The organism is Fontimonas sp. SYSU GA230001, assembly GCF_040066175.1.
Lineage (GTDB): Bacteria > Pseudomonadota > Gammaproteobacteria > Nevskiales > Nevskiaceae > Solimonas.
The window spans coordinates 56,779-80,178 of the sequence record NZ_JBEAAM010000012.1; the positions used below are offsets into that span (position 1 = coordinate 56,779).

The window sequence follows — 23,400 nt, forward strand, 5'->3', positions numbered from 1 at the left end:
TCAGGATTCCGGCTTCACGTCGGGCGACGGGCTCGGGGTCGGCGCCGGCGCGAGCTTGAGCAGCTTGTCCGCGTCGGCTTTCGACAGCGTGTAGCGCAGGCCGTAATCCGGCCGGTCGATCAGCAGCTGCGGCTCGCGTGCGGCGACGCGCAGCTGGATCTCCCCGGTGTCGGTGACGATGCGCACCGCCTCGCCGGCCGGCGCGCCGTCCGGGATGCGGGCGTTCCACATCGCCCGCGCGTGCTTCCAGGCGTCGGCGAACGCCGTCAGCGCCTCGGGGCCGGCATCCGCCGCGTCGGCGGTCCAGCCCGCGCCGTCGTCGGTGCGGCGCACGCTCAGGCCGGGCACCTCGATGCGCTGGATCACCACGCCGGCCGGCAGCAGATCCTTGGACACCAGATCGCTGTAATCGGCGTCCAGCGCCGCGCCCGGCGGGTCGGAAATCAGCGCGACCCGAGCGTCGGCCTTGACGTAGCGCCGATACTCGATCGGCTCGGTGTCACCGAAGGCCAGTTCGAAGTCGTTGAGCCGGACGGTGAACCGGGGCGGATCGAGGCCGAGCTCGGCGGGCTGGACCTCGCCCAGCGGCAGGCTGCGCAGGACCTCGCGCCGGGCCAGCCCGGTCAGGCTGCTGACTTCCAGCGCGTCGGTGGGAGCGTTGACCGGTTCGACCAGGCGCCACTGATCGTTCTGCTTTTCGAGGCGAATGGTCTTGGCGTCCGGATGCGCGATGACGATGGAGTGCAGGTCACTCTCGGCGATCGGGCTCAGCGGCGGGTGCTGCTCGGGCTTTTCGCGGCTCACCCAGACGGCGACGGCCAGCCCCAGTGCCGCGGCCGCGAGGCCCATGTTCAGCTGCGTGCGCTTCATCGACCGTTCCTCAACGACGGCGGCGCACGACCCAGCGGACGACGCCGTAGCCGAGCAGCCCCAGCGGCAGCAGCAGCACGAACACGCCGGCGATCGTCATGAACGCCCAGCCGGGAACGTACAGGGTCGTGTCCGGCGCCTTCTTGATGTCGATGTTGAGCTGCGCGTCGCGGCTGGCGAGCCACTGGATGATGTTCAGGCCGAGCTGCTGGTTGCCCAGTTCACCGACATAGGCGTCGGACAGGAAGTCGGCATCGCCGACCAGCACCACGCGCTGCGTGCGCGGCTTGCCCGAATCCCGGTCCGCGGCGGCCGCCTCCGCGTCCGCCGGCGTGTCCGGCTTGGGCGGCGCGTGCTGGCGCGTCAGCGTCAAGCCGATGGTCAGCGGACCCGGAATGTCGGTCGGGTCCAGCGCGACACGGCCGGACTCGATGTTGCCGGTTTCCAGCCACGCGGCGTCGGAGGTCTGCAGCAGCGGCTGCGCGGTCCAGCCTTCGGCGCCGACGCTACGGATCGAACGCGCCAGCGGGAACAGCGTGACCATGCTCAGACCCTGCGTCACCGGGTTGGGCGGATAGCCGACGGCGGCGAAGAAGCCCGGATGGCCGGTGCCGAGGATCTGGTACTCGGGGAGGATCGCGTAGCCGTTCTGCCACTCGACACCCAGGTCCCTGGCCAGCGCGTCGATGCCGGCCGGGAAATCCGGATCGGCCAGCCACAGCAGGTTGCCGCCGTTCTTGACGTAATTGCGGATCAGCTCGACTTCACCGTCGAACAGCTTCGAGCTGGGCGAGGCGATCACCAGCACGCTGGTGTTGTCCGGGATGCTCGGTGTCTTGACCAGGTTCAGGCCCTGGACCTTGAGACCCTTGTCCTTGAGCGCCTGTGCGAAGCGCGCGTAGCCGTCCGGCATCTCGCCGCGGGTCGCACGTTCGCCGTGGCCTTCGAGGAAGACCACGTACTGTTCGCCCGAGTACGCCAGGCGCTGCAGCGCGGTGGTGATGGCCTGCTCGGTGGTCGCCTGCAGGTTCTCGCGGCGGCCCTGGTATTCGACGACGACTTCGCCGATGAAGTTGATGTTGAACTCGCGCACCTTCTGCGGCGACGCGCTCGGATCGACGAACTGGATGTCGATGTCGGCCTTCGCGCGCTTGTACTTGCCCAGGTCCTCCTCGACCGCGCGCCGCGACTCCGCGCCGCTGGGTGCGAACACGTAGAAGGTGATCGGATCCGGCATCGCGCCGAGCTGCTGCACGCTGGCAGCGGTCAGCGTGTTGCGCTTGTTCGCGGTCCAGTCGAGCTCGCTCTTGTAGCGCACGGAGAGAAAGCCAAGCAGGCCGATCACGGCGAGCACCAGCACGCCGTTGACCAGCTGCTGAATGAGAGTCTGCTTCTTGGTCATGATTCGAGGCCCGTGTCAGTTGCGTTCCATGTCCAGGCGCAGCACCGTCAGCCACAGGAACAGCGCGGAGAACAGGACGTAGTAGATCGCGTCGGCGCTGTTGAACACGCCGCGGCGCAGGCTTTCGAAGTGGCTGATCAGCGACAGGTAGGCGAACACGTCCTTGAACGGCACGCTGTCGTTGTACGCGAGGATGTTGATCAGCCAGACCAGCAGCAGCAGGCCGAAGCTGCCGACCGCCGCGATGGTCGGTTCGCGCGTCAGCGACGACACGAACAGGCCTGCGGCGCCGAAGGCCATCATCAGCAGGAACAGCCCGAGCAGCCCGGCGGCCAGGCGTCCCCAGTCCAGATCGGTGGACCAGTGCAGCGACAGCGGCATCGCCACCATCAGCAGGATGACCGCGGCGACGAAGCCGAGCAGGCCGACGAACTTGCCGAGCACGATCTCGGTCAGCGACACCGGCGCCGAGAACAGCAGCGTGATGCTCTGCGCCTTGCGCTCCTCGGCAAACATGCGCATGGTCATCAACGGCATGATCAGCAGCAGCAGGATCGTCGCGAAGCCGTACAACGACCCGCCGATGTAGTCCGACACGCCGAAGCGTTCGCCGCCCATGCCGGCGCTGCTGCCGTACTCGCCGAGCAGGTTGATGAACACGAAGCCCATGATGAACTGGATGATCGCCAGCACCGCCCAGGCCAGCGGCGACAGGAAGATGCGGCGCAGTTCGCAGCGCGCGATGTTCAATACATTGTTCATGCGGCGCTCCTCGTCTCTTCGCCGGAGGTCAACTCGACGAATATTTCCTCCAGCGTGTGCGCGTGCGCGCTCAGCTCGTACAGGCCCCAGTTGCCGCGCGCCGCGGCCTCGGCGAGCGCCTCGCGCGGATCGACGCCGGCAGCCGGGACGATGCGGAAGCGGCCGTCGCCGAGGACCGCGACGTCGTGCACACCGGCGATGCCCGCCAGCGCCGCCACGTCCGGCGCGCGGCGCAGGCCGAGGCTGATCGCGCCCAGCCGCCCGGCGCGCGTGGCATCGAGCGACTCGTTATAGACCACGCGGCCGCGCGCGATGATCATCACCCGCGAACACACGGCCTGGATCTCCGGCAGGATGTGGCTCGACAGGATCACGCTGTGGTTGGCACCCAGATCCTTGATCAGCTTGCGGATCTCGCGGATCTGGATCGGGTCGAGGCCGACCGTCGGCTCGTCCAGAATCACCACCGGCGGGCGGTGGATGATCGCCTGGGCGATGCCGACGCGCTGCTGGAAGCCCTTCGACAGGTTGCCGACCAGGCGCGCGCCGACTTCGGTCAGGCCGCAGTCGCGCTTGGCCGAGTCCACGGCCGTCTCGCGCGCCGACGCGGCGATGCCGTGCAGACCGGCGCAGTAGCGCAGGTACTCATCGACGGTCAGCTCCGGGTACACCGGTGGCTGCTCCGGCAGATAGCCGAGGAAGCGCTTCGCGGCCTTGGGTTCGTCGTGCAGCGACTCGCCGCGGATCCGGATCTCGCCGCCGGTGGGCGCGAGATTGCCGGTCAGCATCTTCATCGTCGTGGACTTGCCGGCGCCGTTGGGGCCCAGCAGTCCGAGGATTTCACCCTTGCGCAGCGTCAGATCCAGACTCTCGACGGCCACGGTCGGTCCATAGCGGCGCGTCAGTGCGCGCGCCTCGATCAGGACTTCGTTCTCCATACCCCTCGTTCGATGCGTGTTGATGGAGCCCGGCGGAACCGGGCGCTGCTGTGACTGCATTGCCGCCGCGGAGTTCCGGCGCGGAAGGCGCGATTGTAAGGACCGCCCGCCCGGCTTCAAGCCGTTCAGTACAGGCGCGGCTCGCCTTCGGGACGGCGGCGGAAGCGCTTGTAGCCCCACCAGTACTGTTCCGGACAGTCGCGTGCGCAGCGTTCGAGGCCGGCGTTCATGCCGGCGACCGAGGTCTGCAGATCCTCGCTGTAGATCTCCGGCGGCGCCGCGAACCAGTGCGCGATGAAGCCGCGACCCCAGGGCAGGCGTTCGCCGTAGAAGAACACCACCGGGGCGCCGGACATCTTCACCAGTTTGGCGACCAGCGTCGGCGTGTGTGCCTGTACGCCGAAGAACGGTGCGAACACGCCGCGGCCCTTGGGCGGGTCCTGGTCCGGCATGAAATAGATGGTCTCGTTGCGCGCCAGCACCTCGACGCACTTGCGCCCGACGCCGCCTTCGGCGGCGAGCATCTTGCCGCCGAAGCGGCAGCGCCCCTGCAGCGACAGATCGTTGACCGTGCCCGGCTGCGGCTTGTACAGGCCGGTGGCGACGTACTTCTTCGAGAACGGGATCGCGCAGGCTTCCCAGTTGCCCTGGTGCAGAGTCAGCAGGATCATGCCCTTGCCCTGCGCCAGCGCTTCGTCGATGACCTCGCCGCCGCGCCATGCCTTGACCATCGCGAGCACGCGCTGCTCCGGCGCCAGCCAGATCACCGGCATCTCCAGGATGGTCTTGACCTCGTGGCACAGCGAGCGCCGCACCATCCGATGCCGCTGCGCCGGCGTCAGTTCCGGCATGCACACCGCGAGATTGCGATAGGCGGCATGGCGCCGGCCGTTGGGGAAGATCCAGAGGACCCAGCCGATCAGATTGCCCAGGCCGTGCAGAACCACCAGCGGCAGGCGGGCGAGAACGTGGAACAATAGGCGCATGGCGCGGGATTGTATCGGCAAGCCGCGGTCATGCCGGCTCTTGATGTCCGGGCCCCAGGGATGGCCGCGCCTCGTACGGGACGAAAAAAAGCCCGGCTTTGGGGGCCGGGCCGAAGGGAGGAGGAAAAACCATGTTGCTCCACCGGACCGAAATTAGGGGCGACCCGGCGGAACAGGCACAGTTTCGGCGGGTGGCGCGGCCGGCGATGTCCGGCAGAGCACCCGATAACATGTAGGACATTTCTGACATCGACCAACCCCGGCCACCCGGCGCACGACCCATGATCGGACTGCTGCAACGCGTATCCCGGGCCGCGGTGACGGTGGGCGGCGAAACCGTGGCCGCCATCGAATCCGGACTGCTGGTCCTGGTCGGTGTGCGGCCGGACGACGGGACGGCGCAGGCCGAGCGTCTGCTCGAGCGCCTGCTCGGCTACCGCGTCTTTGCCGACCGCGAAGGCCGCATGAACCTGAGCCTGCGCGACACCGGCGGCGGCCTGCTGCTGGTGCCGCAGTTCACGCTGGCCGCCGACACCGCCAAGGGCACGCGCGCCGGATTTTCGACGGCCGCGCCGCCGGATCAGGCGCGCCGCCTGTACGAGCATCTCGTGGCACGGGCCCGGGCCCGCTGGAGCCCGGTCGGCAGCGGCGTGTTCGGGGCGGACATGCAGGTCAGCCTGGTCAACGACGGTCCGGTGACGTTCTGGATCGAGTCCTGAACGTTCGTTCGGGCGCTGTTCAAATTCGGCCGACCGGGGAGTACCATGAGCGCCCTTTTGGCCCGACCCGCCCGATGCGCACCGCCAGCGTCGAACGCAAGACGCGCGAAACCCAGATCCGCGTGAGCCTGAACCTCGACGGTTCGGGGCAGTCGCGTTTCGACACCGGCATCCCGTTCCTCGACCACATGCTCGACCAGGTCGCGCGCCACGGGCTGATCGACCTCGACATCCAGGCGACGGGCGACCGGCACATCGACGATCACCATACCGTCGAGGACATCGGCATCACGCTCGGCCAGGCGCTCGACCGGGCGCTCGGCGACAAGAAGGGCATCGTGCGCTACGGCCACAGCTATGTGCCGCTCGACGAGGCGCTGTCGCGCGTGGTCGTCGATCTGTCGGGTCGTCCGGGCCTGGAATACTTCGTCGAGTTCCCGCGCGCGCGCATCGGCGACTTCGACGTGGACCTGTTCCGCGAGTTCTTTCAGGGCCTCGTCAATCACGCCCGGCTGACGCTGCACATCGACAGCCTGCGCGGGCGCAACGCCCACCACATCGTCGAGACCGTCTTCAAGGCTTTCGGCCGCGCGCTGCGCATGGCGGTGGCCGCCGATCCGCGCATGGGCGACGTCACGCCTTCCACCAAGGGCAGCCTCTGACGATCTGCGTTCCGCGTGCGCGCGCGGCTTCCCGGTAAGCACCTCCATGGCAGAAGCAATCGGCGTCATCGACTACGGCATGGGCAACCTGCATTCGCTCGGCAAGGCGCTGGAGCGCGTGTCGGCGGCTCGGGTCGTCATCAGCTACGACCCCGAGGTCCTGATGGACTGCGACCGCCTCGTGCTGCCCGGTGTGGGCGGCGTGCGCGAGTGCATGAAGGAGCTCAGGCGCCTGGAGCTGAGCGACATGGTCGTCGAGGCGGCGCGCAGCAAGCCGATGCTCGGCATCTGCCTGGGCATGCAGGTGATGCTCGAATGGAGCGACGAGAACGACGGCGTGCCGGCGCTCGGCCTGTTTCCGGGCAAGGTGGTCCGTTTTCCCGACCCGCCGGCGGACGGCGCCGGCGAGCGGCTCAAGGTCCCGCACATGGGCTGGAATCGCGTGCGCCAGGCGCGCCCGCACCCGATCTGGGCCGGCGTGCCCGACGACGCCTGGTTCTATTTCGTACACAGCTATCACGCCGCGCCGGCGAACCCCGACCACGTGCTCGGCACGGCCGAATACGGCCACCGCTTCGCGGCGGCGATCGCGCGCGACAACATCGTCGCCTTCCAGTTTCACCCCGAGAAATCGCAGAACCTGGGCATGATGCTGCTCGCCAACTTCGCGCAGTGGAGCCCCTGAACCGTCCGGCGCTTGAAACGGACCGGGTCTTTCGGCAGAGTCTGGAGCGACGTCAGGACTGCCAACCGCACAAGCACCACTCCCAAACGGGTCTCCCTCGTACCAAGCGTTTCCACCTGACCAAACCCAGCTCATGCTGTTGATCCCCGCAATCGATCTGAAGGGCGGCCAGTGCGTGCGCCTGCGCCAGGGCCGCATGGACGACGTGACGGTGTTCTCCGACGATCCGGTGACGGTCGCCAGGCGCTGGGCCGACGAAGGCGCCGAACGTGTCCACATCGTCGATCTCGACGGCGCAGTCAAGGGCACGCCGGTCAACATCGAGGTGGTCGAGGCCATCGCCGGCGCGCTGAAGATTCCGGTGCAGGTCGGCGGCGGCATCCGCGACGAGGAGACCGTGCAGCGCTACCTCAATGCGGGCGTGCAGTACGTGATCATCGGCACCAAGGCGGTGAACGCGCCGCACTTCCTGCACGACCTGTGCCTGGAGTTTCCGCGCCACATCATCGTCAGTCTCGACGCCAAGGATGGCCGCGTCGCGCTCAACGGCTGGGCCAAGCTCACCGGCCACGACGTCATCGAAACCGCGGTGCACTGCGAGCGGGACGGCGTCGAAGCGATCATCTACACCGACATCGCCAAGGACGGCATGATGCAGGGCTTCAATGTCGAGTCCACCCGCGCGCTGGCGCGCGCGCTGAAGACGCCGGTGCTGGCGTCCGGCGGCGTCAGCTCGCTCGACGACATCCGCCGCCTCAAGGAGCTCGAGGCCGACGGCGTCGCTGGCGCCGTCATCGGCCGCGCGCTCTACCAGGGCGATCTGGACTTCAAGGAAGCGGTCAAGATCGCCAGATCGTGAGACGTGAGGGGTGAGACGCGAGACGCAACGGCTCACGTCTGCTCCGACCGCTCACCTCCCAGCCTCACGCCTCGCATGCTCGCCAAACGCATCATCCCCTGTCTCGACATCGACCGCGGCCGCGTGGTCAAGGGCGTCCGCTTCGAGGACGTCCAGGATGCCGGCGATCCGGTCGAAGTCGCGCGCAAGTACGACTACCAGGGCGCCGACGAACTGGTGTTCCTCGACATCACCGCCAGCGCCGAGGACCGGCCGATCCTGTTCCAGACCGTCGAGCAGGTCGCGCGCGAGATCTACATCCCGCTGACCGTCGGCGGCGGCGTGCGCACCTGCGCCGACGTGCGCGCCCTGCTGTCGGCCGGCGCCGACAAGGTCAGCATCAACACCGCCGCGGTCGAGAATCCGGCGTTCGTCACCGAGGCCGGCAGCCGCTACGGCGTGCAGTGCATCGTCGTCGCGATCGACGCCAAGCGGGTCAGCAAGAAGAAGGAACCGCCGCGCTGGGAAGTGTTCACGCACGGCGGGCGCAAGGCCACCGGTCTCGACGCCGTCGAGTGGGCCGCCAACATGGTGCGCTACGGCGCCGGCGAGCTGCTGGTAACCAGCATGGACCGGGACGGCACCAAGGCCGGCTACGACATCGAGCTGCTGCGCGCGATCGCCGACGCCGTCACCGTGCCGGTCATCGCCTCGGGCGGCGTCGGCACGCTCGATCACCTGTACGAGGGCCTGGCCAAGGGCAATGCCGACGCGGTACTCGCGGCCAGCATCTTCCATCAGGGCACCTACACCGTCGGCGAAGCCAAGCGCTACCTGGCCGGCAAGGGCGTCTGCGTGCGCGTCTGAGCCGCGCCCACCGTCCGGCAGCAGGGCGTAAACTGTCGCCAGACCGCAATCTTCCGATGGCATCCTTGAACTCTTCCGGCGACATTCTGGACGAGCTGTTCCGGGTTCTGCAGGCGCGCAAGTCTGCGGACGCGGGCAGTTCCTATGTGGCGAGCCTGTACGCCAAGGGCACGGACGCGATTCTGAAGAAGATCGGCGAGGAAGCGGCCGAAACCCTGATCGCCGCGAAGAATGCCGACGACGCGCCGCTGATCCACGAGATCGCGGATCTGTGGTTCCACACGCTGGTGTTGATGGCGCAGCGCGATCTGCCCCTGGCGCGGCTGACCGGGGAGCTGGCGCGCCGCTTCGGCACCTCGGGGCACGCGGAGAAGGCGGCCCGCGCGCAAGACATGACGAGGTAAGGACTATGGGTTCCCTGAGCATCTGGCACTGGCTGATCGTGCTGCTGGTGGTCGTGCTGATCTTCGGCACCAAGAAGCTGCGCAACATGGGCGGCGATCTCGGCGGCGCGATCAAGAATTTCAAGCAGGCGATGAAGGAAGGCGAGAGCGAAGCGGCCGACACCCAGGCGCGACTGACGTCGGCGGCCGACAACAAGACCGAGACCGGCGCCAAGCAGGACAGCCACAAGCTCTGACGCGGCGCGCGCTGCGGCGAGGTCCGTTCGATCATGTTCGACGTCGGTTTCACCGAGCTGATGCTGTGCTTCGTCGTCGCCCTGGTCGTGCTCGGCCCGGAGAAACTGCCGCAACTCGCGCGCACGCTCGGGCGCTGGACCGGCCAGGCGCGCGGCTACCTGCGCAATCTCACCGCCGAACTCGACCGCGAGGCGCGTCTGGCCGAGCTCAAGCGCCAGCTTGACGAGGCCAACAGGCTGATGCGCGATCAAGGCCAGGCACTCAAGTCGAGCGTGGACCAGACCCTCGCCGATGCCGGCAAGGATCTGCCGCCCAAGCCCTGAGCCGACGCGCGTGGCCGAGCACGACACCGATCCCGAGCAGAACGAGCAGCCGCTGATCGCGCACCTGCTGGAACTGCGCGACCGCCTGCTCAAGATCGTCTGGGGCGTGCTGCTCGCCTTCCTGCCGCTGGTGGTGTTCGCCAAGGAGCTGTACGCATGGCTGGCGCAGCCCTTGCTGCGCATGCTGCCGGAAGGCACGTCGATGATCGCCACGGAAGTGGCGTCGCCGTTCTTCACGCCGATCAAGCTCGCGGCGCTGGTCGCCTTCGTCGCGGCGATGCCCTGGGTGCTCTACCAGGTCTGGGCCTTCGTCGCGCCGGGGCTGTACAAGAGCGAGAAGCGCCTGGTCGTGCCGCTGATGGTGTCGAGCACGCTGCTGTTCTACGCCGGCATCGCCTTCGCCTACTTCCTGGTGCTGCCGACGGTGTTCAGGTTCATCGTCGGCGTCGCGCCCGAGGGCGTCTCGGTGATGACCGACATCGCCCGCTATCTCGACTTCGTGCTGGCGATCTTCCTCGCCTTCGGCTTCGCCTTCGAGACGCCGGTGGCGATCGTGCTGCTGGTGAAGACCGGCTTCGTCACGCCGGCCAAGCTGGCGGCGAACCGCGAATACGTGCTGGTCGGCGCCTTCGTCGTCGGCGCGATCTTCACACCGCCGGACGTCGTCTCGCAGATCATGCTCGCGGTGCCGGTCTATCTGCTCTATGAGCTCGGCCTGATCGCGGCGCGCGTGCTGGTCCCCGAGAGCCGCGAGGTCGAGCGGCAGCAGAGCGGCACGGCGCCCTGATGCGCATCCTCGTCGTCGAGGATCATCCGGACCTGGCCGCGACGATCGGCGACTACCTGCAGGCACGCGGCCACGCCGTCGATTTCGCCTACGACGGTCGCACCGGATACGCCGCGGCCTGCGAACCCGATTTCGACGTGATCGTTCTCGACCGCAACCTGCCGGGCCAGGACGGCGCGACGCTGTGCCGCCGGCTGCGCGGCGAGGCCGGGGTCGCGACGCCGGTGCTGATGCTCACCGCGCTCGACACGGTCGATGACCGGGTCGCCGGCCTGAGCGCGGGCGCCGACGATTACCTGATCAAGCCGTTCGCGATGGCCGAACTCGAAGCGCGGCTGCTCGCCCTGCACCGGCGCGCCGCGGGTGCCGTCGCAACGCAGCCGCTGCGTGTCGCCGATCTCGTCTATGACCCGCAGACGCGCGAGGCGCGTCGTGCCGGTCAGCCGGTCCCGCTCAATCCGACGACGCGCAAGATCCTCGAGTACCTGATGCGCCAGACGCACCGCGTCGTCAGCCGCGAGGAGCTCGAACACCTGCTGTGGGGCGACGAGGTGCCCGAAGGCGACGTGCTGCGCGCACACATCCACGTGCTGCGCGCCGCCGTTGACCGCGCATTCACGTCCAAGCTGTTACAGACCGTGCGTGGAGCCGGCTACCGGCTGGCCAGCACGGAGTGAGACCGCATGTTCCGCCGCCCCGGCGTCCTCAAGACGAGACTGCAATGGACCCTGGTGGCGATGACCGCGGGGACTGCGGCGCTCGTCGCGCTGGCGCTGTGGATCAGCGACACCTACATCGAAGACGCGGTGCTGCGCGATCTGATGGACAACGAGCTGACGGTGATGGCCGATGCCGCCGACGCGGGCCGCAGCGGCGAACTCACCGCCGGCAACCTGCGCTATTTCGACGAACGGACCGTTCCGCCGGTCCTGCGCGCCTACCCGCCCGGCCACCATTCGGACATCGTGTTCGAGGATCGCGACGTCGAGCTGCTGGTGCGCGACCTCGCACCCGGTCACCGCGCCTACCTCGCCTACGACGCGACGCTGGCCGAGCACCGCGAGCGTGCGCTGGCGGTGGTGACCGGCATCGTCCTGCTGGCCATCATGATCAGCAGCGGTGCGATCGCCGGCGCCATCGCGCAGCGCCTGCTGCGGCCGCTGTACTCGGTCGTCGCCCAGCTGCGTGCGCTCGACCCCGAGCGCGGCGGACAGCGTCTGTCGTCGCCTTATGTCGATAGCGAACTCAACGTGTTCGTCGATTCGATGAACCAGTACATGGCGCGCCTCGATGCGCTGGTCGAGCGCGAGCGGGCCTTCGCCGCCGCCGCCAGCCACGAACTGCGCACGCCGCTGGCCGTGATCCAGGGCGCGGCCGAGACGCTGGCGCTGGCCGGCGAGACGGCACCGCTGATCCGCATCCGCCGCGCCGTGCGCGAGGCGCGCCTCGACCTCGACGCGCTGCTGGCCCTGTCGCGCCTGCGCGAGGCGCCGGCCCACGAGCCGTTGCGCCTGCCGGAATTCCTGCGCAGCGTCGCCGACATCCATCTCGCCGATCCTGCGACACGAACGAAGCTGATCTGGGATGCGCCGAAGGATTTCGAGGTGCATGCACCGCCCGGCGCGCTGGCGGTGATCTTCGGCAATCTGCTGCGCAATGCCTTGCGCGCGGCCGCAGCCGGAACCGTCACGGTGCGCGTGCGCGCACCGGACCTCGTCGAACTGCACGACAGCGGACCCGGTATCCCGCCGGACGAACTGCCGCAGGTGTTCGAGCCCGGATTCCGCGGCCGCGACGGCGGGACCGGCATGGGCCTGTACATCTCGCGCGTGCTCGCGGACCGCTTCGGCTGGCAGCTGAGCCTGTCGAACCACCCGCAGGGGGGCGCGGTCGCGCGGCTGCGCCTGACGGCACCCGGCGAGGCTAAGATGCACGCCTGAACGTCCAGCGGAGATCCACGTGTACGCGTTGCAGAACAAGGTCGCCGTCGTCACCGGCGCCGGCTCCGGCATCGGCCGTGCGCTGGCGCTCCGTCTCGCGCAGCACGGCTGCCGGCTGGCGCTCGCCGACATCGACGCGGCCGGCCTCGCCGCGACCGCGGCGCTGCTGCCGTCCCCGCCCTACACGCACAGGCTCGATGTCGCCGACCGCGATGCCGTCCATGCCTTCGCCGATGCGGTCAAACACGAATGCGGCGGCGCGCACGTCGTCATCAACAACGCCGGCGTCGCGCTCTCGCAGACCATCGAGAACATGAGCTACGAGGATTTCGAGTGGCTCATGAACATCAATTTCTGGGGCGTGGTGCACGGCACCAAGGCCTTCCTGCCGACGCTGCTCGCGCAGCGCGACGGCGCCATCGTCAACCTGTCGAGTATCTTCGGCATCATCACCGTGCCGACGCAGGGCGCCTACCACGCGGCGAAGTTCGCGGTGCGCGGTTTCACCGAGACCCTGCGCCAGGAACTCGATGGCAGCGGCGTGTTCGCCGTCTGCGTCCATCCCGGCGGCATCAAGACCAACATCGCGCGCAACGCCCGTCACTACGTCGATACCATGGGCAACACCGATCACGCGCGCTCCGCCGCCGCATTCGACCAGATGGCCAGGACCTCGGCGGACGAAGCGGCACGGGTGATCATCGACGGCATCCAGCGGCGCCGGCCGCGCGTGCTGATCGGCGCCGACGCACGCCTGATGGACCGCATCCAGCGCTGGGCGCCGGTGCGCTATCCCGCCGCGCTGCGCGCGCTGCTGCGGCTTTCGCGCTGAGGAGACGCACGATGGACGTCCGCCGCACCGAAGGATTCATCGGCACTCTGTGGGACGACGAGATCGTGCCGCAGCTGACCGAGTACATCCGCATTCCGAACAAGTCGCCGCTGTTCGATCCGCAGTGGCGCGAGCACGGCTACATGGAGGACGCCGTGCGCCTGATGGAGAAATGGGCGCGCACCCGGCTCGCGGGCGTGCCCGGCGCGAGCCTCGAAGTCGTGCGTCTCGACCAGCGCACGCCGCTGATCTTCATCGACATCCCGGCCGCCAACGGCGGGCGCGCGGACGACTGCGTGATCCTCTACGGTCATCTCGACAAGCAGCCGGAGATGAGCGGCTGGTCCGACGGCCTGGGGCCGTGGACGCCGGTGCTCAGGGACGACAGGCTCTACGGCCGCGGCGGCGCCGACGACGGCTACGCGCTCTTCGGCTCGCTGGCGGCGCTGCTGGCGCTGCGTGAACAGAAACTGCCGCACGCACGCTGCGTGGTGATGATCGAGGCCTGCGAGGAGTCGGGCAGCTACGACCTGCCCTATTACGTCGATCATCTCGCGGCGCGCATCGGCGCGCCGTCGCTGGTGATCTGCCTCGACTCCGGCTGCGGCAACTACGAGCAGCTGTGGCTGACGACCAGCCTGCGCGGGCTCGCCGGCGGCAATCTGCGCGTCGAGGTGCTCAAGGAAGGCGTGCACTCGGGCGACGCCTCCGGCATCGTTGCGTCGAGCTTCCGCATCCTGCGCCAGCTGCTGTCGAGGCTCGAAGACGAAGGCAGCGGCCGCATCAAGCCCAAGGATTTCCACGTCGAGATTCCGCCGCAGCGCGTCGAGCAGGCCCGGGCCGTCGCGCAGGTGCTCGGCGCGGATGTCTATGCCAAGTTCCCCTTCGTCGAGGGCATGCACCCGGTCGAATCCGACCTCGCCGAGCTGGTGCTCAACCGCACCTGGCGGCCGCAGCTCGCGGTCACCGGCGCCGACGGCTTGCCGCCGCTGTCCAGCGCCGGCAACGTGCTGCGCCCATACACGAGCGTGAAACTGTCCTTGCGCATCCCGCCGACACTCGACGGCGTGCAGGCCGCGCAGGCGCTCAAGCGCCTGCTCGAAGCCGATCCGCCGTATGGCGCCAGGGTGACGATGGAACTGGAGAAGTCCGGCAGCGGCTGGAACGCGCCGCAGCTGGCGCCCTGGCTGGAGCAGGCCGTCGATGCCGCGTCGCGCAGCTATTTCGGCCGGCCGCCGGCCTACATGGGCGAAGGCGGCACGATCCCGTTCATGGGCATGCTCGGCGAGAAATTCCCGCAGGCGCAGTTCCTGATCACCGGCGTGCTCGGCCCGCAGTCCAACGCGCACGGTCCCAACGAGTTCCTGCACATCCCGATGGGCAAGCGCGTCAGCATGGTCGTCGCCGACGTGCTGGCGCGGCACGGGCAGCGGCCGCGCTGATCAGCCGGCGCGCAGCATCTCGATGACGGCCGCCGTGTCCGGGCGCACGCCGCGCCAGAGCTCGAATGCCGCCGCGCCCTGCTCGACCAGCATGCCGAGTCCGTCGGCGATGCGTGCGGCGCTCTGCGATTCCGCCCAGGCGCGAAACGGCAAGAACGCCTTGCCGTAGGACAGGTCGTAGCAGTCGCCGCCCTCGGCGAGCAGCTGCCCCGGCAGCGCGATCATCTCGCCGCCGTGGCCGGCCGAGGTGCCGTTGACGATCAGGTCGTAGCGGTCGCCCTTGAGCGACAGATGCGTGCGCGGTGTGATCGGCCCGATGTCCCGGAACTGCTCGGCCAGCGCTTCCGGCTTCCAGGGATTGCGGTTGGAGACGACGAGTGTGGCGGGTCGTGCGCGCAGCAGCGGTTCGAGGATGCCGCGCACTGCGCCGCCGGCGCCGAGGACCAGCACACGCCGGCCGGTGACGCCGAAACCGAGCCGGTGCAGGTCACGGATGAAACCTTCGCCGTCGGTGTTGTCGCCGCGCCAGCCATGCTCGGTGCGGATCAGCGTGTTCACCGCGCCGGCGATCTGCGCGCGCGCGCTGATCGACTCGCACAGCGCCATCACCGCGACCTTGTGCGGCAGCGTGACGTTGAGGCCGCGGTAGCCCTGTTCGTGCAGCGCCTGCAGTGCGGCCGGCAGCACCTCGGGCTCGACCTCGACCGCGTCGTAACTGAGCGCCTGCCCGGTCTGCCGCGCGAACTGCGCGTGCATGCGCGGCGACTTGCTGTGCGCGACGGGATGGCCGATGACGGCGTAGCGGTCCATGGAGAAGACGGGAATCGGGAATGGTGAATCGGCAATCGTCAGGAGATGGGCGGGCGCGGTGACCGGAGGGGCGCATCCGCGATTCCCCATGCCCGGCTCACAGCCACTGCGCCGCGTCCCTGGCGTGGTACGTCAGGATCATGTCGGCGCCGGCGCGACGGAAGCAGGTCAGGGCTTCGAGCACGGCCTTCTTCTCGTCGAGCCAGCCGTTGGCCGCCGCGGCCTTGAGCATGCTGTACTCGCCGCTGACCTGGTAGGCGGCGACCGGCACGCCGAAGCGGTCCTTCACGCGGCGGATGATGTCCAGGTACGGCATGCCCGGCTTGACCATGACGATGTCGGCGCCCTCGGCGAGATCGAGCGCGACTTCGCGCAGTGCCTCGTCGGCGTTGGCCGGATCCATCTGGTAGGTCTCCTTGCCGCCCTTGCCCAGGTTGCCCGCCGAACCGACGGCGTCGCGGAACGGACCGTAGTAGGCGGAGGCGTACTTGGCCGCGTACGACAGGATCAGCGTGTTCTTGTGGCCGTCGCGCTCCAGCACCTGGCGGATGTGGCCGACGCGGCCGTCCATCATGTCCGACGGCGCGACGATATCGACGCCGCAGCGCGCGTACAGCAGCGCCTGGCGGCGCAGGATCTCGCAGGTGGCGTCGTTGTCGACGTCGCCGCGCGCGTCGAGCACGCCGTCCTGGCCGTGGCTGGTGTACGGATCGAGCGCGACGTCGGCGACGATGCCGATCTGCGGCACGACCTGCTTGATCGCGCGGATCGAGCGGCACATCAGGCTGTCGGGATTGAGCGCCTCGTCACCGCCCGGCGTCTTGCGCTCGGCCGGCGTCACCGGAAACAGCGCGACCGAACGGATGCCCAGCGCGTACAGCGCGGCGCACTCGCGCACCAGCGCGTCGAGGTCGTGGCGCACCACGCCCGGCATCGCGCCGACCGGCCCGCACAGCGGCCCTTCGGCGACGAACAGCGGCTGGATCAGCTGCGCCGGGGCGAGGCGCGTCTCGCGCACCATGTCGCGGATGAAGCCGGCCTGGCGCGTGCGGCGCAGGCGGGTGGCGGGATATGAACCGATGCTCACGGGGACTGTCCGATCCGGGGATAGACTCCGATTATACCGACGCCCCCTCCAGCACCCGCGCCGACCGATGCCGACTGCCGATGCCGCACTCCGCCTGACGATCTTCGTCGTCCTGCTCGCCGCGCTGATCCTCGCCGAGCGTCACTGGCCGCGTCGCCGAGACGATCGCCGCGTGCGCGCACGCTGGCCGGTGAACTTCGGCCTGGTCGCCATCGACAGTCTGCTCGTGCGCCTGCTGCTCGGCGCCGGTGCGGTCGGCGCCGCGCAGTGGGCGCAGGCGCAGGGCTGGGGCCTGTTGCGCCTGCTGCCGTTGCCGGATGCGGTGCGGGGCGTCGTCGCGCTGCTCGCGCTCGATTTCCTGATCTACTGGCAGCACCGCATCTTCCACGCCGTGCCGGCGCTGTGGCGCCTGCATCGCGTGCATCACAGCGACACCGCGTTCGACGTCTCCACGGCGCTGCGTTTCCATCCGGTCGAGATCCTGCTGTCGATGCTGATCAAGATGGCCGCGGTCGCCGCCCTGGGCGCGCCGCCGTGGGCGGTCGTCGCCTTCGAGGCCCTGCTCAACGGCACGGCGATGTTCAACCACGCCAACCTGCGGCTGCCGCCGGCGCTGGATCGCGTGCTGCGCTGGATCGTCGTCACCCCCGACATGCACCGCGTGCACCATTCCGTGCACCGGCAGGAAACGGACTCCAACTTCGGCTTCAACCTGCCCTGGTGGGACCGCCTGTTCGGCAGCTATCGCGCCCAGCCGGTCAACGGCCACGAGGCGATGCAGATCGGTCTCGAGCGCTTCCGCGAACCCGGGGAACAGACGCTGCGCCGGCTGCTGGCCCAGCCGCTGCAGTAGACTGTCCGCATTCCGCATCCCCGTTCGCACCGCATGGCCGACGCCGCGGCACTCGCACAACTGCTGTCCGCCACCGCCGCCGGCGACCAGGCCGCGTTCCGTCGCCTGTACGAAGCCAGCAGCGCGCATCTGTTCGGCCTGCTGCTGCGTATCCTGCAGCGACGTGACTGGGCCGAGGAAGCGTTGCAGGACTGTTATCTGAAGATCTGGCAGAAGGCGGACACCTACAGCCCCGACAAGGGCGCGCCGCTGACCTGGCTGATGACGGTCGCCCGTTACCGGGCGCTGGACCTGCTGCGCATGAGACGGCCGGAAGTCGAGCTGCCCGAAGAGGGCGAGGATCATGCGTCGGCGTTCGCCGACGACAGCAGCGGCGCGGACCCGGAGGCGCGGGCGGTGGAAGGCGAAGGCATCGGCAGGCTGCAGCACTGTCTCGAAGGCTTGCCGGACGAGCAGCGGCGCAGCGTGCTGCTGGCCTACTACGAGGGCTACACCCACCAGGAACTGGCGCGCCGCATGGAGGCGCCGCTGGGCACGATCAAGAGCTGGGTGCGGCGCGGCCTGCAGCGTCTGCGGGAGTGCCTGGGCGAATGAAGTACGTGAATGCCAGGCTCGGACAGATGCTCGCCGCCGAGTACGTGCTCGGCACGCTGACCGGCCGCGCGCGGCGGCGTTTCGTCCGGCTGCTGCAGTCCCGCGCCGATCTGCGCGCCGAGGTGAGTGACTGGGAACGGCGTCTGGCCGCGCTGCACGCCGGCTTCAAGCCGGTCGCGCCGCGCGAGATCGTCTGGGCGGCGATCCAGCGCGAGATCGAGTCCGGCGCGCGCGTCGTGCCGCTGCGACCAACGGGGGGTGCGCCGGACGGCCGGCTGCGCTTCTGGCAGGCGTGGTCGGCCCTCGCGACGGCGGCGTCGGTGGTGCTGGCTTTCGGCCTGTACCGCGAGGTGCACGCGCCGGCGCCGCCGGTGCAGATCGTGCGCGTCGAAGTGCCGGTGCCGCAGCCGATGCCATACGTCGCGCTGCTGCAGCCCGGGGGCAGCAAGGCGCAGTGGCTGGTGACGCTGTCGCCGGAGCGCCGCCGCATCCGCGTCAGCGGCATGGGCGACTACCCGATGGACGCGGCGCGCGAGAGCCTGGAGCTCTGGGTGATCGGCGCCGACGGCAAGCCGGTCTCGCTCGGCCTGCTGCCGGCGAAGGGCGAAGCCGACATGCCGATGCCGCGCGGCATGTCGATGCCCGCCCAGCCGGCGCTCGCGGTGTCGCGCGAACCCCCCGGCGGCTCGCCGACCGGCCAGCCGACCGGTCCGGTGATCGTCGTCGGCCCGGCGCAGCGCGCGAGCTGATCGGCGCCTCACGCCGTCCTCTGGCGGGCCCTTCGAGGCCGTCGATCCCGATCGGACGGACACACGCTCCGGATTGGACGGCCTTACGATCCGGAATGGACGGATCTCCAATCCCGATTGGACGGCCCTATAATCCGTATTGGACGGATCCTCGAGCGCGAACGGACGACGTGATGACTGCGAAACATCTCTATCCCCGCGCCGCGGCTGCCCGTATCGCGGCGGCGCTGAGAGACACGCCTGTGGTGATGGTCAGCGGCCCGCGACAGTGCGGAAAGACCACCCTCGTGCAGGGGTTCCGCGATCGGCAGCGTGACTACATCACTCTGGACGATGAATCCCAGCTGGCCGCCGCATCGGCGGATCCGGTCGGTTTCCTGCGGCCGCACTCCACGGTCATTCTCGATGAAATCCAACGTGCGCCGCGCCTGCTGCGCGCGATCAAGAAGTCGGTTGACGAGGACCGGCGTCCCGGACGTTTTTTGCTGACCGGCTCCGCGGATGTCATGACGCTTCCGGCCGTTTCGGAGAGCCTGGCCGGTCGCATGGAAGTGATCACCCTCCTGCCATTGGCGCAGACGGAGATCCTGGGCCGCACTGCGGGACGCTTTCTGAGCCGTGCCTTTGGCGGGAGCGTCCCGAAGCTCACGGATACCCTGACGGGGAAGGCGCTGGTCGAAGAAGTACTTGCCGGGGGCTACCCGGAAATGCGCACTCGTACCGATCCGGCGCGGCGACGCGCGTGGACGCGCGACTACGTCGCTGCAGTGGTGCGCCGGGATGCCCGCGATATCGCGGAGATCGAGAAGCTCGAGCAGTTGCCACGACTCCTGCGCGCGCTGGCAGTCCAGTCCGGCCAGCTCACCAACTTCGCACAACTCGGCGGACAGATCGGCCTGGATGCCAAGACCGCGCAGAAGTACCTCGGAATCCTGGAACAGCTGTTCCTGGTCCGCAGACTGGAGCCCTGGTTCAGCAATAAGCTCAGCCGCTTGATCAAGACGCCCAAGCTGCATTTCCTGGACTCCGGCCTGCTCGCGGCCGTGCGCGGGCTCACGGCGCAGAAACTCGCGGCCGACCGCGGGCAGTGGGGCGCACTGATCGAAAGCTTCGTCTTCGGTGAACTCCTGAAGCAGGCCGGCGCGGGGGATGACAGCCACGTGCTGCATCACTACCGCGACAAGGATCAGCACGAAGTCGATCTCGTGATCGAGAACGGGGCCGGCGAGCTGATCGGTATCGAGGTCAAGGCCGCGGCCAGCGTGTACCCGGCCGACTTCACCGGCTTGAAGAGGCTCGCCCAGGCCACGGGCTCGGCGTTCCGGTTGGGGATCGTTCTGTACGACGGCGATGCCGTCATCGGCTTTGGTGACCAGCTGCTGGCCGCGCCGTTTGGTGTGCTGCGCGCCTGACCCTAAGCCCCCGGCTGGAACACCGGCCAGGCATCGACGATCCGGCCGTCGTCGTACACGGCGAGGTCGCCGAACTGCAGGAACACGAACTCCGACTGATGCGGCCGCAGGAAGACGTGGTCGCCGACGTTGAGCTGCACGCCGGTCGAGCCGTTGAGCAGGTCCTGGTTGGTCGAGTGGCCCCAGATCGCGTTGCGCTGCAGTCCCGGCGGTGACACCGCGTCGGCGAGCCAGTAGCCGCCGTAGAGATAGAACGCGCGCGCGGTGTTCGGATCCCAGGCGCGGAACAAACCGGTCATCGCTTCCAGGCCCGGCAACTCGGTGCGGTCCAGCGCCTTGAGCACCGGCGTGGAGATGAAGCAGGCGGGCAGGTGATCGGCGAGCGTCGGCTTGTCGAAGTCGGTCGGCATCACCAGGCCCGAGCCCATCGCCAGTTCATTGCAGGGCGCGGCTTCGTCGTAGAGCTGGTAGGTCGAGCTGCCGCCGGCGTTGAGTGTCAGCGCGTCGGCATCGAAGCGCGCGCCCTGCGCCGCGCGCGCGGCGTCGATGCACTCGGCGTAGAACGCCATCGCCCGGGCCAGCGCGCCGCGCGGGCCGCCGAGCACGTCCGGGATCTTCGAGGCGTGCGCCTCGTAGCCCATGAAGCCGGAGAATTCGAGGCTCTGCACGGTGTCGATCTCGCGCACCGCCTCGGCGACCGCCTGCGCGCTGCGAAAGCCGCCGCGGTGCAGGCCGACGTCGATCTCCAGATTGATGCGCATCGGTCCGAGGCCGTCGCCGCGGCGCGCCTGGGACAGATCGCGGTACTCCGCGAGCCGTTGCGGCGTGTCGATGAGCCACTCGATCTGCGCCGCCGCATCGAAGGCGGCATTGTGGTGCTGTGCGAAGAAGCGCCGCGCCGCCCCGGCCGGCATCGGCTTGCCGAGCAGCACGCGCGCATCGGCCATCTGCGCGCCGACGAAGTTGAGGAACGGCTGGTCGAACACCATCAGGCGGTCGGTGCCGGTCGCCGCGCGCACGGTTTCGATCAGCTTCAGGCTCGGCAGCGACTTGGCGACGATGCGGTAATGCTTGTTCGCCGGCAGATGGGCCTTGAGACGCTCGATGTTGTCCGCCAGGCGCTGGCGGTCGATCACCAGCGTCGGCCGGAACAGTCCCGCGTCCTGCAGCGCGTCCTGCAGCGCGCGGAAATACGCGCTGTGCGCGCCGGACCGGGCGCGCGGCTTGGCGGCCACGAGCGCGGCGAAGGGTGCGGCGATCGCTGCGCCGAGCAGCAGGCGGCGCTTGAGATCAGGCAAGGCCGAACACCCTGCGCAGATAGGGATTGAGCATGCGTCCGTCCGGATCGAGCGCCGCGCGCACGTCGAGGAACTCGCGCCACTTCGGATAGCGCTGCGCGAAGGTCTTCGCATCGAGCGTGTTCATCTTGCCCCAGTGCGGACGGCCCTCGTAGGCCTGATAGATCGGCTCGATGTCGGCGAAATACGGCAGCGGGTCTTCCTTGTAATACCGATGCACCGCGATCGAGCCGGAGCGGTCATGGCCGTGGAACGGCGACAGCCAGGCGTCGTCGCCGCGTACCACGCGCAGCTCGATCGGGAAGAACTCCTCGGGGTGATGCGCCTCGACGCGCGCGCGCACCTGCTTGAACGCCGGCAGCAGTGCCTCGCGCGGCAGGTGGTACTCCATCTCGTTGAAGCGCACCTCGCGGCTCGACGGGAAGATGCGGTACCAGAGATCGACCGCCTCCTCCGGCTGGAAGTCCTGCGTCGCCAGATCAAGCAGGCGGCGGCGCAGCGCGGGCCACCAGCCGACCAGGTCGCGCAGCTTCTTCATCTCCATCACCGCGTTGTTGTCCTGCTCCGCCCCGCGTGGCCGCAGCGGCTCGTCGGTCGGATCGATGGCGATGGCGACGCCATGGCTGCAGAACGGGATGTAGTAGATCTCGAAGCTGTGATGGGCCGCGGCCCGTTCGTCGAAGCGCTCGACCAGTGCGTCGATCGGCTCCAGCCAGACACGGCGCTTCAGCCGGTGCGTCGGCACGTTCTGCAGCGTGAACTGCGTGATCACGCCCAGGCTGCCGAGCGACACGCGCGCGGCGTCGAAGATCTCCGGATGCTGCGTGCGCGAGCAGTCGATGATCTCGCCGCGCGGCGTCACCAGGCGCAGCGCAGTCGCGTAGGCATGCAGTGCGCCGAGGGTCTGGCCGGTGCCGTGCGTGCCGGTCGCCGTCGCACCGGCGATCGTCTGCTGGTCGATGTCCGGCATGTTGGGCAGCGCCTGACCGATCGGGTCGAGCAGTTCGCCGATCTGGCCGAGCTTGGTGCCGGCCCCGAGGGTCGCCGTCAGTGCTGATGCGTCGTGCGCGATCAGGCCGCTGAAGTTGCGCAGCGACAGCAGCGTGCCGTCGGTGGGCACCAGTTCCGTGAAGGAGTGTCCGGCGCCGGCCGGGCGGATCGGCGCGGGCGTCTTCTTCAGCAGCTCGGCGAGCTCGTCCTCGCTGACCGGCGCGGCGCGCTCGGCGGGCATGCCGAATCGATAGCCGGACCAGTTCTGCCACGGCAGGCGCTTCCTGCCGTCGGGGCCGATGGCCGCCGCCGGCGCCTGCGGCATCCTCGACGCGCCGTGATCGTCGCAGCCGGCCAGCGTGCCGGCGGTCAGCAGGCCGGCAGCGCCGGCCAGGAACTCCCGGCGCTTCATGGCAGCTGCGCCATGTGGCGGATCAGCGCGCGGAACTCGTCCTCGCTGCAATCGCCGCAGGAGCCCAGCGGCGGCATGCCCTTGTAGCCGTTGATCGTGTGATCGAGCAGCGTGTCCAGGCCCTGCGCGACACGCGGTGCCCAGGCCGCGGCGTCGCCGGCCAGCGGCGCGCCGGTGCCCGGTACGCCGTGGCAGGCCTTGCAGGTCTGCTCGTAGAGGCGCTGCACCGCCGGGTCGGCGGCGACCGGTGCCGCGACGGCGGTCGCCGGCAGTGCTGCCGGCGGCGGGGATTCGGACTTGCCGCAGGCGCTCGCCAGCAGCGTCAGCGCGCACAGGCCCACATGCAGGCGGTTCATCGCGTTCATTCGGTCGCAGTCGGAAGGGGGCGCGGACCCGTGCGTGCGCACTGGGCCATTCTTACCTCTACCGGGGATTGCACCGCGCGGCTATGTTGCGTGTCAACGCGCGGGCGCTGGCAAATCCGGCCTATACGCGACGCGC

26 protein-coding genes and 1 pseudogene are annotated in these 23,400 nt (G+C 69.0%); 17 read left to right on the top strand and 10 right to left on the bottom strand.

Annotation, left to right across the window (positions count from 1 at the left end):
* The 5 genes from AAG565_RS07685 to AAG565_RS07705 all read right to left on the bottom strand — a co-directional run bounded on the left by AAG565_RS07685 (position 1) and on the right by AAG565_RS07705 (position 4,958).
* Positions 1–870, bottom strand: a complete 870-nt coding sequence (locus AAG565_RS07685) for a DUF4340 domain-containing protein (RefSeq protein WP_348818989.1) — start codon at positions 868–870, stop codon at positions 1–3.
* 10 nt (positions 871–880) lie between these two features.
* Positions 881–2,272, bottom strand: a complete 1,392-nt coding sequence (locus AAG565_RS07690) for a DUF4350 domain-containing protein (RefSeq protein ID WP_348818990.1) — start codon at positions 2,270–2,272, stop codon at positions 881–883.
* Between the two features lie 15 nt (positions 2,273–2,287).
* Complete coding sequence (locus AAG565_RS07695) at positions 2,288–3,034, bottom strand: ABC transporter permease (protein ID WP_348818991.1); 747 nt, start codon at positions 3,032–3,034, stop codon at positions 2,288–2,290.
* On the bottom strand, positions 3,031–3,972 hold the full coding sequence (locus AAG565_RS07700) for an ABC transporter ATP-binding protein (protein ID WP_348818992.1): 942 nt from the start codon (positions 3,970–3,972) through the stop codon (positions 3,031–3,033). The genes AAG565_RS07695 and AAG565_RS07700 overlap by 4 nt, the downstream gene beginning before the upstream one ends.
* A 125-nt stretch (positions 3,973–4,097) precedes the next feature.
* Positions 4,098–4,958: a lysophospholipid acyltransferase family protein gene (locus AAG565_RS07705; RefSeq protein ID WP_348818993.1), complete on the bottom strand. Its 861-nt coding sequence runs from the start codon at positions 4,956–4,958 to the stop codon at positions 4,098–4,100.
* A gap of 281 nt (positions 4,959–5,239) precedes the next feature.
* Between AAG565_RS07705 and dtd the strand changes: the two genes are divergently transcribed.
* The 13 genes and pseudogenes from dtd to AAG565_RS07770 all read left to right on the top strand — a co-directional run bounded on the left by dtd (position 5,240) and on the right by AAG565_RS07770 (position 14,694).
* Positions 5,240–5,677 carry a D-aminoacyl-tRNA deacylase gene (dtd, locus tag AAG565_RS07710; protein ID WP_348818994.1) on the top strand — a complete coding sequence of 146 codons (438 nt, stop codon included), beginning with the start codon at positions 5,240–5,242 and terminating at the stop codon, positions 5,675–5,677.
* 74 nt (positions 5,678–5,751) lie between these two features.
* Positions 5,752–6,339 carry an imidazoleglycerol-phosphate dehydratase HisB gene (hisB, locus tag AAG565_RS07715; protein ID WP_348818995.1) on the top strand — a complete coding sequence of 196 codons (588 nt, stop codon included), beginning with the start codon at positions 5,752–5,754 and terminating at the stop codon, positions 6,337–6,339.
* Between the two features lie 46 nt (positions 6,340–6,385).
* Positions 6,386–7,024, top strand: a complete 639-nt coding sequence (gene hisH / locus AAG565_RS07720) for an imidazole glycerol phosphate synthase subunit HisH (RefSeq protein WP_348818996.1) — start codon at positions 6,386–6,388, stop codon at positions 7,022–7,024.
* Between the two features lie 133 nt (positions 7,025–7,157).
* On the top strand, positions 7,158–7,883 hold the full coding sequence (hisA, locus tag AAG565_RS07725; protein WP_348818997.1) for a 1-(5-phosphoribosyl)-5-[(5-phosphoribosylamino)methylideneamino]imidazole-4-carboxamide isomerase: 726 nt from the start codon (positions 7,158–7,160) through the stop codon (positions 7,881–7,883).
* A 75-nt stretch (positions 7,884–7,958) separates the two neighbouring features.
* Positions 7,959–8,729 (top strand): imidazole glycerol phosphate synthase subunit HisF, encoded by a 771-nt coding sequence (gene hisF, locus AAG565_RS07730; protein ID WP_348818998.1) that lies wholly within the window; start codon positions 7,959–7,961, stop codon positions 8,727–8,729.
* Between the two features lie 56 nt (positions 8,730–8,785).
* Positions 8,786–9,133 (top strand): phosphoribosyl-ATP diphosphatase, encoded by a 348-nt coding sequence (locus AAG565_RS07735; RefSeq protein WP_348818999.1) that lies wholly within the window; start codon positions 8,786–8,788, stop codon positions 9,131–9,133.
* 5 nt (positions 9,134–9,138) lie between these two features.
* A pseudogene (gene tatA / locus AAG565_RS07740) lies at positions 9,139–9,342 on the top strand (Sec-independent protein translocase subunit TatA); the annotation flags it as partial.
* A 60-nt stretch (positions 9,343–9,402) separates the two neighbouring features.
* Positions 9,403–9,693, top strand: a complete 291-nt coding sequence (gene tatB / locus AAG565_RS07745) for a Sec-independent protein translocase protein TatB (RefSeq protein WP_348819000.1) — start codon at positions 9,403–9,405, stop codon at positions 9,691–9,693.
* 10 nt (positions 9,694–9,703) lie between these two features.
* Positions 9,704–10,480, top strand: a complete 777-nt coding sequence (tatC, locus tag AAG565_RS07750; protein WP_348819001.1) for a twin-arginine translocase subunit TatC — start codon at positions 9,704–9,706, stop codon at positions 10,478–10,480.
* Positions 10,480–11,157 (top strand): response regulator transcription factor, encoded by a 678-nt coding sequence (locus AAG565_RS07755; protein WP_348819002.1) that lies wholly within the window; start codon positions 10,480–10,482, stop codon positions 11,155–11,157. Before tatC ends, AAG565_RS07755 begins: the two co-directional genes overlap by 1 nt.
* A gap of 6 nt (positions 11,158–11,163) precedes the next feature.
* Positions 11,164–12,420, top strand: coding sequence for a HAMP domain-containing sensor histidine kinase (locus tag AAG565_RS07760; protein WP_348819003.1), 1,257 nt, complete (start codon positions 11,164–11,166; stop codon positions 12,418–12,420).
* 19 nt (positions 12,421–12,439) lie between these two features.
* Positions 12,440–13,252, top strand: coding sequence for an SDR family NAD(P)-dependent oxidoreductase (locus AAG565_RS07765; RefSeq protein ID WP_348819004.1), 813 nt, complete (start codon positions 12,440–12,442; stop codon positions 13,250–13,252).
* Positions 13,253–13,263: 11 nt separating this feature from the next.
* Positions 13,264–14,694, top strand: coding sequence for a M20 family metallopeptidase (locus AAG565_RS07770; RefSeq protein WP_348819005.1), 1,431 nt, complete (start codon positions 13,264–13,266; stop codon positions 14,692–14,694).
* On the opposite strand, the gene aroE is transcribed toward AAG565_RS07770, so the two are convergent.
* Both aroE and hemB read right to left on the bottom strand, forming a co-directional pair.
* Positions 14,695–15,504, bottom strand: a complete 810-nt coding sequence (gene aroE, locus AAG565_RS07775; protein WP_348819006.1) for a shikimate dehydrogenase — start codon at positions 15,502–15,504, stop codon at positions 14,695–14,697.
* A 97-nt stretch (positions 15,505–15,601) separates the two neighbouring features.
* Positions 15,602–16,591, bottom strand: a complete 990-nt coding sequence (gene hemB, locus AAG565_RS07780; protein ID WP_348819007.1) for a porphobilinogen synthase — start codon at positions 16,589–16,591, stop codon at positions 15,602–15,604.
* Positions 16,592–16,658: 67 nt separating this feature from the next.
* Here hemB and AAG565_RS07785 point away from each other — a divergent pair, with 67 nt between their 5' ends.
* The 4 genes from AAG565_RS07785 to AAG565_RS07800 all read left to right on the top strand — a co-directional run bounded on the left by AAG565_RS07785 (position 16,659) and on the right by AAG565_RS07800 (position 20,199).
* Positions 16,659–17,444 (top strand): sterol desaturase family protein, encoded by a 786-nt coding sequence (locus AAG565_RS07785; protein WP_348819008.1) that lies wholly within the window; start codon positions 16,659–16,661, stop codon positions 17,442–17,444.
* A 33-nt stretch (positions 17,445–17,477) separates the two neighbouring features.
* Positions 17,478–18,038 carry a sigma-70 family RNA polymerase sigma factor gene (locus AAG565_RS07790; protein ID WP_348819009.1) on the top strand — a complete coding sequence of 187 codons (561 nt, stop codon included), beginning with the start codon at positions 17,478–17,480 and terminating at the stop codon, positions 18,036–18,038.
* Positions 18,035–18,787, top strand: a complete 753-nt coding sequence (locus AAG565_RS07795; protein ID WP_348819010.1) for an anti-sigma factor — start codon at positions 18,035–18,037, stop codon at positions 18,785–18,787. The genes AAG565_RS07790 and AAG565_RS07795 overlap by 4 nt, the downstream gene beginning before the upstream one ends.
* Before the next feature lie 173 nt (positions 18,788–18,960).
* Positions 18,961–20,199, top strand: a complete 1,239-nt coding sequence (locus AAG565_RS07800) for an ATP-binding protein (RefSeq protein ID WP_348819011.1) — start codon at positions 18,961–18,963, stop codon at positions 20,197–20,199.
* A gap of 2 nt (positions 20,200–20,201) precedes the next feature.
* Here AAG565_RS07800 and AAG565_RS07805 read toward each other — a convergent pair whose 3' ends face one another.
* From AAG565_RS07805 to AAG565_RS07815, 3 genes are read right to left on the bottom strand one after another with little or no spacing between them, the layout of a single operon-like run.
* Positions 20,202–21,497 carry a DSD1 family PLP-dependent enzyme gene (locus tag AAG565_RS07805; RefSeq protein WP_348819012.1) on the bottom strand — a complete coding sequence of 432 codons (1,296 nt, stop codon included), beginning with the start codon at positions 21,495–21,497 and terminating at the stop codon, positions 20,202–20,204.
* Positions 21,490–22,899 carry a D-arabinono-1,4-lactone oxidase gene (locus AAG565_RS07810; protein WP_348819013.1) on the bottom strand — a complete coding sequence of 470 codons (1,410 nt, stop codon included), beginning with the start codon at positions 22,897–22,899 and terminating at the stop codon, positions 21,490–21,492. Before AAG565_RS07810 ends, AAG565_RS07805 begins: the two co-directional genes overlap by 8 nt.
* Positions 22,896–23,255 (bottom strand): c-type cytochrome, encoded by a 360-nt coding sequence (locus tag AAG565_RS07815; RefSeq protein ID WP_348819014.1) that lies wholly within the window; start codon positions 23,253–23,255, stop codon positions 22,896–22,898. Before AAG565_RS07815 ends, AAG565_RS07810 begins: the two co-directional genes overlap by 4 nt.
* Positions 23,256–23,400: the final 145 nt, after the last annotated feature.